Genomic DNA, 13703 nt, shown 5'->3' with positions numbered 1-13703 from the left:
GCCGGCTCACGACGGCACCTCCTCCGGCCTGGCGCGAGCGGCGCGCTTCTTCTTCGGCTCGCCTTCGGAGAAACTGGCCTCGGACACCAGCATCGCGCTGGCCTCGGGCTTGGGTCCGCCCTCGGCGACACGTTGGTTCTCCGCGGCGCCTTCCCGCGGGCGCGTCACGTTGAGCAGGATGCCCATCGCCGCCGCGTTCACCAAGAGCGAGGAGCCGCCGTAGCTGACGAAGGGCAAGGTCAGGCCCTTGGTAGGCAGGATGGCCATCGCGACCGCCAGGTTGGCCAGCGCCTGGATCCCGAACAGCATCGAGATCCCGAAGGCGATGTAGGAGCCGTACTCTTCCTTGGCCGAGAGCGCCGCGCGCACGCCGCGCACCACGATGAACAGGTAGGTCGCGGCCAGACCCAAGACGCCGATGAAGCCGAGCTCCTCGCCGATGATGGCCGCGATGAAGTCGGTGTGCGCCTCCGGCAGGTACAGGACCTGTAGCCCCTTGCCCAGCCCGAGCCCCGTCCCCTGCCCCGAGCCGAAGCTCATCACCGCCTGGAACGGCTGGTAGGCCAGATCCTGACGGTGCTCGTTCATGTTGAACCAGGCCAGCATGCGCTCCCAGCGGTAGCTGGTGAAGCGCACGAGCCAAGCCGCGGCGAGGCCGCCGATGATGGCGACGCCGAGCAGGTAACCGATGCGCGCGCCGGCCACGAACAGGAGCGTGAAGGTCAAGAACAGGAGCACGACCGCGCCGCCGAAGTCAGGCTGCTTCAGGCAGAGCAGCATCAGCGCGCCGGCCATGAGCAGGTGCGGCAGCATGCCGACGGAGAACGACTTCACCTGCTCGCGCTTCTTCTCCAGCGAGTAGGCCAGCCACAGCACCAGCGCGAGCTTCGCGGCCTCCGACGGCTGCACGTGGACTGGGCCGAGGCGCAGCCAGCGCGTAGCGCCTCCGCCGGTGTGCCCGAAGCCGATCACCGAGAGCACGAGCAGCGCCGCGACGCCGCCCAGAATCGGATACGTGAGCGGGCGCAGCCGGTGGTAGTCGATGCGCGACAGGACCCAGATCACCACCAGCGAAGCCCCGGCGTACACGGCCTGGCGCTTCAAGAAGTACTGCGCGTCGCGGAACACCACCGTCGCCTCGATGACGCTGGCGCTGTAGACCATGACCACGCCGAAGCCGATCAGGGCCACCACGATCGCCGCGAGCACCGGATCCACCGGGCCCATGCGCTCGGTCGGCGCGAGCCACCGCTTCAGGAACGTCATGCTTCCTCCAGGGCGCTCACGGCCGCCGCGAACTGGTTTCCACGATCGACGTAGTCCACGAACATGTCGTAGCTGGAGCAGGCTGGCGAGAGCAGCACGGCGTCGCCGGGCTCCGCCAAGCTCCGCGCGACGCGCACGGCCTCCGCCATGCTGGCCGCGCGTGCCACCGGCACACGCGCGCCGACCGCGTCGGCGATGCGCGAGGCCGCCTCACCGATGACGACCACCGCGCGCCCCTTCTTCTCGAGCGCATCCACCAGCGGGCCGTAGCTCCCGAGCTTGTCACGCCCCCCCGCGATCAACACCGCCTTCGGCTCCTCCAGGCCCGCGAGCGCGGTCACCGCGGCGCCCACGTTCGTGCCCTTCGAGTCGTCGTAGAAGTGCACCCCTCCGAGGGCGCGCACCAGCGCCATGCGGTGGTGGAGCGGGTGGAAGGCCCCGAGGCCCGCGGCGATCGCCTCGGGCGCGACGCCGAGGGCACGCACCGCAGCGATGGCGGCGGCGGCGTTGTCCAGGTTGTGGCGCCCGTGCAAATCCACGCCGACCAGCGAGAAGCTCTCGCCGCTCGCGCGCTCGATCACCTGGCGCCCTCGGACCTCGTAGTCCCCGCCGGCGCCGAAGGTCGAGAGCTTGCCGCGGCCGCGGCGCGCCTGGGCCAGACACGCCGCGTCACCCGCCGGGACCACGGCGCTGTCCTCCTCGCCTTGGTTCGCGAAGGCGTTGCCCTTGGCGTTCGCGTACTCCTGGTAGCTCGAGTAGCGGTCCAGGTGATCTTCGCTGATGTTGAGCAGCACGCTCACCTTCGGCGAGAACTTCGGCGCGCGCTCGAGCTGGAAGCTCGAGACCTCGAACACCACGACGTCGAAGCCACCCTCCACCGCGTCGCAGGCGGGTGCGCCGAGGTTCGCCCCGGCGAAGATGCGCTTGCCGGTCGCCTCGAGCATGCGCGCCACCAGGGTGGTGGTCGTGCTCTTTCCGTTGGTGCCGCCGATGGCGACGATGGGCGCGCCGATGAGGCGCGCCGCGAGCTCCATCTCGCCGATCACGGGCACGCCGGCTCGCTCCGCCCGGGCGAGCTCGGGCAGCGGCGGCACGCCGGGCGAGACCACGATCAGATCCGCGGCGGAGAAGTCCACGCCGGCGTGACCGCCGAGCACGAGCTCGAGCCCGGCGCCGCCGAGCTCCTTGGGCAGCTTCTCCGCCGGCTGGACGTCGGTGCCGAGCACACGCGCACCGCGGCGCTGGCACAGGCGCGCGGCCGAGAGGCCGCTCTTGCCGAGCCCCACCACGATCACGCGCTTGCCACCGAGCTCCATCTTGGTCACCTCAACTTCAGCGAGCTCAGGCTCACCAGCGCCAGCAGGATGGAGATGATCCAGAAGCGCACGATGATGCGCGGCTCCGGCCAACCCTTCTTCTCGAAGTGATGGTGGATGGGCGCCATCAAGAAGATGCGCTTCTTGAACAGCTTGAAGCTCACCACCTGCGTGATGACGCTGACCGCCTCGACCACGAAGATGCCGCCGAGCAGGACGCTCAAGAGCTCGTTCTTGGTGAGCACCGCCAGCATGCCGAGCCCGCCGCCGAGCGACAGCGAGCCCACGTCCCCCATGAAGACTTGCGCGGGGTAGGTGTTGTACCAGAGGAAGCCTATGCCCGCGCCGATGACCGCGGAGCCGAACACGGCGAGCTCGCTCATCTCCGGGATGCCGGCGATGTTCAAGTAGCCGGCCAGCGGGCGACCGAACAGCACGGCGCCGGCGATGTACGCCCAGACGACGTAGGTGCCGGCGTTGATCATCACCGGGCCGATGGCGAGCCCGTCGAGCCCGTCCGTGAGGTTCACCGCGTTGCTGGTACCCACCACGACCAGCAGCGCGAACACGAAGTACGCCCACAGCGGCAGCTCGATGGGGTGCTTCTCGAAGGCCAGGAAGGGGATCGACACGCGCGCGCGGATCGCCAGCCACTCCGGCGAGAGCTTGCCGCTGCCGAGGAACAGGTAGCCGACCGCGCCGCCGCCGATCAGGAACTGACCGAGCAGCTTGTAGCGTCCGGGAAGCCCCTTCGAGCTCTTGCCCTCGAGCTTGAGGCGGTCGTCCAGGTAGCCGATGGCGCCGTAGCCGGCGGTGACGGCCGTGGTCGCCAGCACGAACACGTTCTTCACGTCCGCCCACAGCGCCGTCGGAACCAGCACCGCGAGCAGGATCAGCGCGCCGCCCATGGTGGGGGTGCCGGCCTTGAGCTTGTGCGACTCCGGCCCTTCGTCGCGGATGACCTGGCCGATCTGCTTGGTCTGGAGCGTGCGGATGAACCAGGGCGCCAGCACGAAGCACAGCGCCATGGCGGTGATGGTCGCCATGATGGCGCGGAAGGGCGTGTAGCGGAGCACGTTGAGCGCGCTGGCCCAGCCGTACTTGCTGGAGAGCGGGTAGAGCAGCTCGTAGATCACGCCGCCCTTCCCTTCGCCCGAACCAGGCCTTCGACCACTCGCTCCGCGCGCACACCCCGCGACGCCTTCACCAGCACCACGTCCCCGGCGCGCAGCTCCGAGAGCACCATCCCCAGGGCGGCCTCGGCGTCCGCCGCGAAGCTACCGCCTCCGAGCTCGGCCACGTACGCCGCGTCGCCGCCGACGGCGAACAGGGCGTCGGCGCCGAAGCGTCCGAGCGCACGCCCGAGCTCTTGGTGCTCGCGCACGCTGAGCGGGCCGAGCTCGCGCATCTCGCCGACCACCAGGAGCAGACGAGCGCCGCGCCCGCGGGCGATCTCGCGGGCGGTCTCCGCCGAGCTGAGCACGCTGGCGGGATTCGCGTTGTAACTGTCGTCCACGACCACCGTGCCGTCGCCGAGCTCGATGGGGACCAGGCGCTGCGCCTCACCGGCGCCGAGCAGAGCGAGCGCCCGAGCGGCCACCTCGCTCGAAACTCGGGCGCCGCTCACGCGCTCGGTGACCGCAAGCGCCGCTGCCAGCGCCAGCGCTCCGGGCCTGCCGAGCAGCTGCGTCTCGAGCGTGACCCGCTCGCCGCCCGGCCGCGCGATCTCCACGACGCTCCGGTCGAGCCCCCGAAGGGTACGGGACACCACGCGGTAGGCCGCCGCTTCCGCGCCACCGTAGCTGAGCTTGTGCGCTGCCGGCGCGGCGCCGAGGAGCCTCTGCACCCGCGCGTCGTCGGCGTTACCGATGGCGGTCCCGCCAGGACCGATGGCGGCGAAGAGCGCGCCTTCCTCGGCTTCGATGGCGTCGATGTCCCCGATGCCTTCGGAGTGCTCGATGGCCACCAGGGTCAGCACGGCGACGTCCGGGTGCGTGATCTCCGCGAGCCGCGCCACCTCTCCGCGCTGGTTCGTGCCGAGCTCGACGACGCACACGCGGTGCGCCTCGGTGAGGCCGAACAGCACCATCGGGACGCCCACCAGGTTGTTCAGGTTGCCGCGCGCGAAGTGGACCGCGCCTGGCAGCGCTGCCTCCAGGAAGGCGGCAACTGCGCTCTTGGTGGTGGTCTTGCCCGCGGAGCCGCCGATCGCCACCAGCTTCCCGCCCCAGCGCGAGCGGTGGAAGCAGGCCAGCGCGCCGAGCGCCGAGAGCGTGTTCTCGACTCGGATCACGGCCGTGCCCTCGGGAACCTCCACGTCACGGCACACGACCACCGCGTGCGCGCCCCGCCGCGCCACGTCTGCTACGTAGGCGTGCCCGTCGAAGCTCTCGCCAATCAGCGCGACGAACAGCTTGCCGGCCACGTCGGCGCGCGAATCGGTGGTCACACCGGTCACGGCGGCGTGGAGCCCAGGACGCAACGTCCCGCCCGTCGCCGCCACGATCTCGTCCAGCGTCAGCGCGACGCGGTTCTCCGGGATGGGCGTGGCCATCAGCCCTGCCCTCCCCCGCGGCGGAGCGCGAGCGCGCGGCGGGCCTCGGCGCGATCGTCGAAGTCTCGGCGCTCGCTGCCGACGATCTGGTAGGGCTCGTGGCCCTTGCCGGCGATCAGCACCACGTCGCCGGCCGAGGCGGAGAGCACCGCGCGCTCGATGGCGCGGGCGCGGTCCAGCTCTACTTCGAAGGGGATGCCGTGGGGCGCGAGGCCGGGCACGATGGCAGCCGCGATGGCTCCGGGCTCCTCCGAGCGCGGGTTGTCGTTGGTGACGATGGCGCGACTGGCCAGACGACCGACGGCGTCGCCCATCTTGGGGCGCTTCTCGCGGTCGCGGTCGCCGCCGCAACCGAACACGCAGATGAGCTCGCCTCGGGTCAACGTGCGACAGGTCTCGAGCACGCGTTCGAGCGCGTCCGGGGTGTGCGCGTAGTCCACCAGCACCAGCACGTCGTCGTCCGGGGTGTCGCAGCGCTCGAGCCGCCCTGGCACGGCGGGCGCGTCCGCCAGACCGCGGGCCGCCCGCGCCGCGTCGAGCCCGAGACCCTCGACCACGGCGAGCGCGGCGAGCAGGTTGTCCAGGTTGTGGGTTCCGACCAGTCGGCTCTCGAGCTCGACCTCGCCGGAGGGCAGACGGATGCGACCGCGGATGCCCCGAGCGTCGCTCACGACTTCCACGGGGCACACGTCGGCGGCGCCGATCCGCTTGCTCACCCGGAGCACGCGCCCCTTCGCGCTCGCGGCGACGCTGACCCCGAACGGATCGTCCACGTTCACCACCGACACCCTCGGCGAGAGCTCGGTGAAGAGCCGGAGCTTGGCGGCGGCGTAGGCCTGCATGCTGCCGTGGAAGTCGAGGTGGTCCTGCGTCAGGTTGGTGAAGACGGCCGCCGCGAGCTCGAGCGCCTCGACGCGGCACAGGCTCAGCGCGTGGCTCGAGGCCTCCATCACCAGGTGACTGCCGCCGCGATCGCGCACGCGGGCGACGTAGCGCGTCACCTCGTCGGCCTCGGGGGTCGTCAGCGGCGAGTCGATCACGTCGCTCTCGAAGGCGAAGCCCAGGGTACCGAGCCGGCCGGCGCGGGCGCCGGCGGCCGAGAGCGCGCTCTGGGTCAGGTAGCTGGTGGTGGTCTTGCCGTTGGTGCCGGTGATGCCCACGACGCCCACGGCGCGCGACGGGTGGTGGTGGACGGCCTCGGCCGCGAAGGCCACGGCCCGCCGCACGTCCGCCACCTCGACGATCGGCACCGCGACGTCCGGCAAGGCGCTACCGCGCTGCACCATCACGGCTCGCGCGCCGCGCGCCACCGCGTCCGCGACGAAGCTCGCTCCGTCGGCCCGACCGCCAGGGCGCGCCGCGAACAGGTCCCCCGGCACGATGCGTCGCGAGTCCTGCCGCACGTCCAGGATCCGAACGCGGTCGTCCCCGACGACGCGCGCGGCCTGGCCAGCGAGCTCGCGCGCGAGCTCACCGAGCGTCAGACCGGGGGCGGGCGTTTCGGCGACCATGTGAGTCAGCGTCATGAAGCGGGCTCGAACACGAGGGTGATGCTCGCGCCTTTGTCGACCACACCGCCCGGCGGCGGCTCCTGCTTGGCGCACAGGCCCGTGCCGGAGATGCGCGGCTCGATGCCGAGCTCGAGCGCCTGCCGCACCGCGGCGCGCGCGGGCCAGCCGGTCATGTCGGGCACCCGGACCTTGCCCGCCGGCACCGGCCCGCCGGCGACAACGCCCTCCTGCACCGAGGGCTTCTTGCCCTGGGCCTCCCGCAGGAGATCGTAGGCGACGTTGGCGCGGTCGGGCTTCACTCCCAGCGTCGCGACGTCCACCCGCTCCTTGGCCTGCGCGGTCAGGCCCTTGTACTTGAGCGCCGCCTGGGCGACGCGGCGGAAGATCGGCGCCGCGACCGCGCCGCCGGCGTGCTCGACCATCGGCTCGTCCACGAGCACCGCGATGGCGACCACGGGCTTCTTTGCCGGCACGAATCCCACGAAGCTCGCCATGAACTTGTCGAGGGAGTAACGCCCGGTGGCCGGATCCGTCTTCTGCGCGGTGGCCGTCTTGCCCGCCACCTGGTAGCCGTCGATGGCCGCCTCCAGACCCGTGCCCTCGCCTTCGGTCACGGCGATCATCAGCTCGGTGACGGTCTGCGCGACCCGCTTCTGAATCACGCGCCGCCGCACCCGCGGCGTCGCCTCCCGGACGACCTCGCCCGTCGCCGTCGTGACGCGCTTGATCAGGATGGGCTCCATCAGCTCGCCGCCGTTGGCGATGGCCGCCGCCGCCATCGCCATCTGAAGGTTGGTGACGCTGATGCCCTGACCGAACGATGCTGCGGCGGTCTCGACCTGCACCCAGGGACGTCCCCGCGGGCGCAGCGTGCCGCTCGCCTCGCCGGGCAGGGACACGCCGGACTCCTGCCCGAAGCCGAAGCGCAAGAGCGACTCGTAGAGCTTGTCGCCGCCCAGCCCGAGGCCGACCTTCGCCGAGCAGATGTTCGACGATATCGCCAGCACCTGCGCGACGGTGAGCCAGCCCGCCGGGTGGGTGTCGCGGATCACGACGTTGTCCACCGGCATCATGCCCTTCTCGCAGAAGAGCTTCTGGTCCGCCGTGATCACGCCGGCGGAGAGACCGGCGGCGATGGTGAACATCTTCATGGTCGAGCCCGGCTCGAACGCATCGGTGATGCCCCGATCGCGTCGCTGCGTCGGCTCGCTGTCGCCGTAGTCGTTGGGGTTGTACCCAGGCCAGCTCGCCATCGCGAGCACCTCGCCGGTCCAGGGGTCGACCACGATCACGCTGCCGCCGGACGCCTCGAACGTGCGCGCGGCCGCCGCCAGCTCCCGCTCTGCGGTGAACTGGATGCCCTGATCGAGCGACAACTCGACGTTGTGGCCCGCCAGCGCCTGCTCGTCCTGCACACCGTCGGAGAAGAGCAGCCGGCCCGAGCGATCGCGCAGTCCCCGGAGCTGCTCGACGTGGCCCTTCAGCTCCTGGTTCATCGCGTACTCGAAGCCGTCCTTGCCTTCGCCGTCGGGCGCCACGAAGCCGAGCAGCGGACCGGCCAGCTCACGCCGCGGGTAATAGCGCCGGCCTTCGCCCTCGACGACCAAGCCACGCACGGGCTTGCCACCCGACGCCTCCTTGTTTCCGAGCGCGCGCACTCGCTCGGCCTCCTCCGCGGTGATCTGGCGCTTCAACCAGCTGAAGCGGCGCTTCTGGAGGATCTTCCGCTCGAGCTGCGCCGGGTCGAGCGAGAGCGCCTGAGCGATACGGTTCGCGGCGTCGCGCGCGACCACCGGGATCTGCTGCGGCGGCACGTTGCGCAAGAGCTCCACCGCGTCGAGGCTGACGCTCGGGACCTCCACGCTGACGGCCAGCGCGCTCTTGTTTCGGTCGTAGATGGTGCCGCGCTTGGGCGTGACGTGCAGCCGGCGCTGGCGTTGCTTCTCCGCCAGCTCTCGCCACGCCGGGCCGTCGCCGATCATCAGGTCCCAGCCCGACGAGACGACCAGGCCGAGCCCGAGCGCCAAGAGCCCGCACAGCATGCCCATGCGCACGCGAATCCAGCGGTTCCGGCTCGAGCTCGGGGCGTTCACGGCTCGTCTCCCTCCCACCCGTCTTCGGGCGGCGGAAGCGTCGCTCCAGTGCCCGCCGGCCTTGCGGTGGGTGCGGTGGGTGCGGTCGGCGTGCCCGGCGCGGCCGCTGCCGGACGCGTGTCCTCCTGGCTCGCCTCGTCGGTCGGGGCGGCGTTCTTCGCGCCCTCGTCGGCCTCGTCTTCGGGCTGCTTGCCCGCGGGCAGGATGCGCTCAGCGGTCGGCTCGCTCATGCCGAGCAGCGAGCGCGCGACCATGTCCACACGCTCCGGGGTCTTGTGGCTGGCGAGCTCCAGCTCGTGCACGCGCTTGACCTCGCGCAGCCGCGCAACCCGAGCGTGGGCCCGCCCGAGCTCGTAGCCCAGCTCGACGCTGCGGACGCGCAGACCCAGGTACAGCACGAAGGCCGCGGTGGCCGCCAGGACTGCCAGGGTCCAGAGCGTGAGGAAGGGGCTGCCGCGGCGCTTCACGAGCCCTCCTCGGCGAGTCGCAGGGCGGCGCGCAGCTTGGCGCTTCGAGCCCGGGGATTCTGCTCTCGCTCCGCGTCCCCCGCGGTCAGCGGCTTGTTGCTGAGGCGCTGCCAGAGCGTGCGCTCCAGGAACGCGCGCTTGACCAGGCGGTCCTCGAGCGAATGGAAGCTGATGATCGCCGCGACGCCGCCCGGCGCGATCATCGCGGGCAACGCGGCGAGCAGCGTCGCGAGCTCGTCGAGCTCGCGGTTCACCGCGATGCGCAGCGCTTGGAAGGTGCGCGTCGCGGGATCGATCCCGCCGATGCGCCTCGGTCCCACCGCGCGCACGACGGCACGCCGGAGGTCGAGCGTGGTCTCGAGCTCACCGGCAGCGAGCGCCTGCTTGATGCAGGCCGCGACGCGCCGCGAGCGCCGCTCCTCGCCCAGCTGGTAGACGATGTCGGCGAGCTCGTCCTGCGAGACGCGTTCGATGAGCTCGCGCGCCGTCTCGCCCGAGGTCGGGTCCATGCGCATGTCGAGCGGACCTTCGCTCCGGAAGCTCATGCCGCGTTCGCGATCTGCGAGCTGCTGAGAGCTCACACCCAGATCCGCGACGAGCCCGTTTACCGGTCCCATCTTCGCCGACTCGAGCCAGGCGACTACGTCGCTGAAGGCCAGGTGCACCACCAGCGCCCGCTCGCCGAACTCGGCCAGGCGTCGCTCGGCCGCGAGCACGGCTCGCGGATCGCGATCGAAGGCGATTACCCGGGCATTCTGCGCCCGAGCGAGGATCGCCGCGGCGTGCCCGCCGCCCCCGGCGGTGACGTCCAGGTACACGCCGCCGCGCTCCGGACCGAGCGCGTGCACGACCTCCGCCGCCATCACCGTGACGTGCTCGAAGCTCGGCATTTCGTCGGTAGTGGTTGCCACGGTCGTCATACCCGGATCTGCTCCATCACCGCCCGCTCGAACGCGACGCGTTCGTCGTCGCTGAGCGCCAGTGCGGCGTCCCACCTCTCCTGCGCCCAGAGCTCGACGGTGCGACCCATGCCAGCCCAGAGCGCGTCTTTCGCGAGGCCCACACGCTCGCGCAGCGCGGGCGGCACCAGCACACGCCCCGCCTTGTCGAGCTCGCACTCGAGCGCCGCCGACAGGTACAGCCGGCGGAAGCGCACGATGTTCGGGTCGAAGCTCGGGAGCCCGGCGATCTTCTCTTCGAGCTCCTCCCAGGCCCGCATCGGATAGAGGTGCAGGCAGGGGTCGAAGAGCGCGGGCGTCAGGATGAAGCGCGGGTCGCCCTGCGCCACCAGGCCGTCACGGAATCGCGCCGGGAGGCTGACTCTCCCCTTGGCGTCGATCGTGTGTGCGAACTGTCCTCGGAACATCCGTGTGTGCCACTCGACGGGCGAAGCCAACACTTCGCCCCACTTTTTCCCACTGACGTGGGGCGAAACTAGAGGGCGCGCCCTCCCCTGTCAACAAGTCGGCCAAGAAGAATCCCAAGGATTCCGAGCACCTAACTGGCTCCGGTTCCCCTACATGCTCTTCTGTTCAGCATTTGGAACGGGGCACGAGCTGCCGAGGCTGTGGAAAACCACCCACGCGCCTGCGGTGAAAAAGCAACTTAGGGGTTGCTCAAATGCCCTGGCGTTTCCTAGGGTTGGCGCACTCGAGGTCGGCGGCACGTCCGCTGCACTCACCGGCGCTCGAGAGCCCAAAGAATGACCGTCCTGTTCGCACTGATCCCGAGCTTCGTAGCCCTCGCCATCTTCGTCGGCACCTTCCGCCTGACCCCGCCGCGTGTCTCGGAGCGCAGCCGAGCCCAGCACCCGGCGGTCACCGCCCGGGTGAGCAGCGCCATCCGGACCCCGTTGCCTCTCGGCGCAGCGCGTCGAAACGCCACGGTCGACCAGCTCCGGGCCTGACCCCGCTCCAGCGGCGGGCCGAGCTGGCCCGGGACCCCCTTTAGGCGAGGGCCCGCGGCTTCACGTTCTGGTCCACCCAGTCGACGATTTCGCCGAGCGGGGTGCCGGGCTTGAACACCTTCTTCACCCCGGCAGCGGCGAGCCTGACCATGTCCTCGTCCGGCACGATGCCGCCGCCGAAGACCAGGACGTCCGTCGCGCCACGCTGCTTCAGCGCGTCGATGACCGCGGGAAACAGCGTGTTGTGCGCGCCGCTCATGATCGAGAGCCCGACGGCGTCCACGTCCTCTTGAACCGCAGCGCTCGCGATCATCTCCGGCGTCTGGTGCAGCCCGGTGTAGACGACCTCGAACCCCGCATCGCGCAGCGCCCGGGCCACCACCTTGGCACCCCGGTCGTGGCCGTCCAGGCCGGGCTTGGCCACCAGGATTCGTACCTTCTGTCGCTCGCTCATGGCTTCTTCTTGGGGGTCGGGGGCTTTTCCACGGCAGGCTTCTTCTTCTCCGGCTCTGCCTTCTTCTTCTCCGCCTTGGGCGCGCCGCGCCCGAAGCCGGAGACCTCGATCTGCCCCGCCCCCACCACCATCAGGCCGCTGCGGCCGCTGCCCACGCCTCGCTCGAGCTTCGCCTCGAGCTTCTTTCCGTCGACCGTCGCCGAGACGCTCTGGCCCTTGGCGCTCAGGACCACGAGGTAGCCGCCCGGTCCGGCGACGCCGAGCTCCACCCCCGGGCCGAGCTCCGTGGCCTTGGCTTTGCCGTCCACCAGGATCAGCGTCGCCTTCGGCTTCGGGTCGATGCTGAGGAGCACGGCGATGCCGTCGTAGCTCTTCTCCCCGGGCTGCCCGCGCACCAAGAGGCCGCCGCCCCGACCCTTCACCAACACGCGCGCGTGGATGGTCGGGTCCTTCTCGGTCTCCCCGGTCACGACCGCATCGAAGCCGTCGCTCTGCTCGGCGGCGCCGAGCACGAAGCGACCGTCGTCCACCGCGAGACCGCGGGGCGCACCACCGAGCTTGTCCCAGCGCTGCGAGCCGACCAGCCAGGCGTCGCCGGGCTTCGGCGACAAACGCACCCGCGGCAGCTTCGAGAGACGGGGCGCGGCGCCGTCCACCAGGACCTTGTCGATCTGACCGTCGGAGCCGAGGCTCACCTCCAGCTTCTTGCCGTCGAGCTCGAAGGACGAGACGGCGGCGTTGGTCAGCTTCACGCCGGTGAGCTGGTCGGCCGACACGCCGCCGGTCGTGTCGGTGCGGCCGACGGCGACCTCGTCGGCGCTGCCCCCGGTGGCGGCGAGCAGACTGACCGCCAGCACGAAACTGGCCAGCGGCTCGTCCCGGCCGGCGATGGCGCGCGCGAGCGCGAGGTCGAGGGCGCGGGGGGCGTCGAGCAAGACCAAGCGCAGGGCGTGGGCGGCGAACAGCTCCGCCGAAGCGCCGTGCGCGGCCGCCGGCGTGCTGCCCGGGGGCGCCAGGAGCGATGACTCCAGATCGCCGGAGAGCTGGCCGGCGGCACCAGCCCGCGTCGCGCGAGACGCGATCAGCGCGGCGGTCTTGGCGAGCTCGGGGCGCTCCTTGAACGCCGCGCGCGTCACGATCCAGGCGGCCGAATACGCGACCTCGGCGAGCTCGCGATCCGGCCGCGAGGGCTCGACGTCATCGGGCCAGAGCGGCGCCGCGCTGGGCGCGCCCGCGGAAGAGCCCAGCGAGACCCGCGCGCCCGCCCGAGCCTCCCGCGAGCCGAGCCCGCGCACCGGCGCCTTGGACAAGAGCCACAGGCTCAAGCCCGAGGCCGCGCGAGGCGACTTGTCGAGGAAGCGCGTGGCCTGGGCCAGGCGCTCCTCGCTGGCGGTGCCGCCGTCCTCGAGCAACGTGCCGTGGCGCTCGAACATGCTCTTCTTCTGCCCGCTCAGGCCGAGCAGCGCCGAGACCTCGTGGCGCTGCAAGAGGCCCCGAGAGAGATCGACGACGGCGAGCGCCGCCTGCGCGCGCACCGGCACCAGCGATGGGCTCAGTCGGGTCCCAGGCTTCAGCACCGACGCGTGCCGCTCGAAGTGCGCTCGGTACGCCTCGATCGCGCGCTTCAACGCGTCATCGCGGAACCCGGCCGCCGCGTCGTGGCCATCCGCGGGCGGCCGGCCGGCGTTGGCGATCACGTCGGTGACGAAGCGGTGGACGCGCACGACTTCCGCCGCCAGCTTGTCCGCCTTGACCGCCTCGGCGCCGACCTCGCTCACCGGCATCGAGCCGAGCGCGGCGGAGGCCCGCGCGAGCAGCGCCGTGACCATGGGGGGCGCGAGCTCGCTCCGCGCCGCGACCGAGCCCGGGCCGAGCAGGATCTCCCGCGCCAGCTTCTCGCGCTTCTCGTCGAATGGCACCGCGGCGAACCCCGCCGCCAGCGGCTCCGCTGCCTCTTCGGCGGACAGGTCCGGGCGCGCCACCAGCGCGCGAATGCGCGCGGCGTTCTTCGGCTCGCCGGTCCTGACGAAACCCTGGATCTGCGCCTTCTCCGAGTCCGTCAGGGCGCCGAGCGCCGATCCGGCGTAGAGCGAAACGGCCAGGCAAAACCAGCTCGCGAATCTCCGCATGGCGGTC

Annotated in this window: 12 protein-coding genes; 1 reads left to right on the top strand and 11 read right to left on the bottom strand. The window is 71.3% G+C overall.

Going from position 1 to position 13703, the window contains the following annotated elements; all coding sequences use genetic code 11:
• Window positions 1-6: 6 nt before the first annotated feature.
• From ftsW to mraZ, 9 genes are read right to left on the bottom strand one after another with little or no spacing between them, the layout of a single operon-like run.
• Window positions 7-1266: a putative lipid II flippase FtsW gene (gene ftsW / locus HS104_41470; GenBank protein ID MBE7486429.1), complete on the bottom strand. Its 1260-nt coding sequence runs from the start codon at window positions 1264-1266 to the stop codon at window positions 7-9.
• Window positions 1263-2561 carry a UDP-N-acetylmuramoyl-L-alanine--D-glutamate ligase gene (murD, locus tag HS104_41465; GenBank protein ID MBE7486428.1) on the bottom strand — a complete coding sequence of 433 codons (1299 nt, stop codon included), beginning with the start codon at window positions 2559-2561 and terminating at the stop codon, window positions 1263-1265. Before murD ends, ftsW begins: the two co-directional genes overlap by 4 nt.
• Window positions 2562-2587: 26 nt before the next feature.
• On the bottom strand, window positions 2588-3718 hold the full coding sequence (locus HS104_41460) for a phospho-N-acetylmuramoyl-pentapeptide-transferase (GenBank protein MBE7486427.1): 1131 nt from the start codon (window positions 3716-3718) through the stop codon (window positions 2588-2590).
• Entirely contained in the window at window positions 3715-5136 is a 1422-nt protein-coding gene (locus HS104_41455; GenBank protein ID MBE7486426.1) for a UDP-N-acetylmuramoyl-tripeptide--D-alanyl-D-alanine ligase, read from the bottom strand. Before HS104_41455 ends, HS104_41460 begins: the two co-directional genes overlap by 4 nt.
• Complete coding sequence (locus HS104_41450; protein ID MBE7486425.1) at window positions 5136-6662, bottom strand: UDP-N-acetylmuramoyl-L-alanyl-D-glutamate--2,6-diaminopimelate ligase; 1527 nt, start codon at window positions 6660-6662, stop codon at window positions 5136-5138. The genes HS104_41455 and HS104_41450 overlap by 1 nt, the downstream gene beginning before the upstream one ends.
• Window positions 6659-8695, bottom strand: a complete 2037-nt coding sequence (locus tag HS104_41445; protein MBE7486424.1) for a PASTA domain-containing protein — start codon at window positions 8693-8695, stop codon at window positions 6659-6661. The genes HS104_41450 and HS104_41445 overlap by 4 nt, the downstream gene beginning before the upstream one ends.
• A gap of 41 nt (window positions 8696-8736) precedes the next feature.
• Window positions 8737-9207: a hypothetical protein gene (locus HS104_41440; protein ID MBE7486423.1), complete on the bottom strand. Its 471-nt coding sequence runs from the start codon at window positions 9205-9207 to the stop codon at window positions 8737-8739.
• Window positions 9204-10127 (bottom strand): 16S rRNA (cytosine(1402)-N(4))-methyltransferase RsmH, encoded by a 924-nt coding sequence (gene rsmH / locus HS104_41435; GenBank protein MBE7486422.1) that lies wholly within the window; start codon window positions 10125-10127, stop codon window positions 9204-9206. The genes HS104_41440 and rsmH overlap by 4 nt, the downstream gene beginning before the upstream one ends.
• A complete protein-coding gene (gene mraZ / locus HS104_41430; protein ID MBE7486421.1) occupies window positions 10124-10573 on the bottom strand; it encodes a division/cell wall cluster transcriptional repressor MraZ in 450 nt (149 codons plus the stop codon). The genes rsmH and mraZ overlap by 4 nt, the downstream gene beginning before the upstream one ends.
• Window positions 10574-10909: 336 nt before the next feature.
• Between mraZ and HS104_41425 the strand changes: the two genes are divergently transcribed.
• On the top strand, window positions 10910-11113 hold the full coding sequence (locus HS104_41425; protein ID MBE7486420.1) for a hypothetical protein: 204 nt from the start codon (window positions 10910-10912) through the stop codon (window positions 11111-11113).
• A gap of 40 nt (window positions 11114-11153) precedes the next feature.
• Here HS104_41425 and HS104_41420 read toward each other — a convergent pair whose 3' ends face one another.
• Both HS104_41420 and HS104_41415 read right to left on the bottom strand, forming a co-directional pair.
• Window positions 11154-11567: a cobalamin B12-binding domain-containing protein gene (locus HS104_41420; GenBank protein ID MBE7486419.1), complete on the bottom strand. Its 414-nt coding sequence runs from the start codon at window positions 11565-11567 to the stop codon at window positions 11154-11156.
• Window positions 11564-13696, bottom strand: coding sequence for a hypothetical protein (locus HS104_41415; GenBank protein ID MBE7486418.1), 2133 nt, complete (start codon window positions 13694-13696; stop codon window positions 11564-11566). Before HS104_41415 ends, HS104_41420 begins: the two co-directional genes overlap by 4 nt.
• Window positions 13697-13703: the final 7 nt, after the last annotated feature.

This window comes from Polyangiaceae bacterium (assembly GCA_015075635.1).
GTDB lineage: Bacteria > Myxococcota_A > Polyangia > Polyangiales > Polyangiaceae > JADJKB01.
The sequence above is the reverse complement of the archived record's forward strand: the minus strand, read 5'-3'. Positions and strand labels throughout refer to the sequence as shown.

Coding starts and splice junctions, on each gene's coding strand:
- ftsW (MBE7486429.1), bottom strand. CDS start 1,266: ATGACGTTCCTGAAGCGGTGGCTCGCGCCGACCGAGCGCATGGGCCCG.
- HS104_41455 (MBE7486426.1), bottom strand. CDS start 5,136: ATGGCCACGCCCATCCCGGAGAACCGCGTCGCGCTGACGCTGGACGAG.
- HS104_41450 (MBE7486425.1), bottom strand. CDS start 6,662: ATGACGCTGACTCACATGGTCGCCGAAACGCCCGCCCCCGGTCTGACG.
- HS104_41445 (MBE7486424.1), bottom strand. CDS start 8,695: ATGGGCATGCTGTGCGGGCTCTTGGCGCTCGGGCTCGGCCTGGTCGTC.
- rsmH (MBE7486422.1), bottom strand. CDS start 10,127: ATGACGACCGTGGCAACCACTACCGACGAAATGCCGAGCTTCGAGCAC.
- mraZ (MBE7486421.1), bottom strand. CDS start 10,573: ATGTTCCGAGGACAGTTCGCACACACGATCGACGCCAAGGGGAGAGTC.
- HS104_41425 (MBE7486420.1), top strand. CDS start 10,910: ATGACCGTCCTGTTCGCACTGATCCCGAGCTTCGTAGCCCTCGCCATC.
- HS104_41420 (MBE7486419.1), bottom strand. CDS start 11,567: ATGAGCGAGCGACAGAAGGTACGAATCCTGGTGGCCAAGCCCGGCCTG.
- HS104_41415 (MBE7486418.1), bottom strand. CDS start 13,696: ATGCGGAGATTCGCGAGCTGGTTTTGCCTGGCCGTTTCGCTCTACGCC.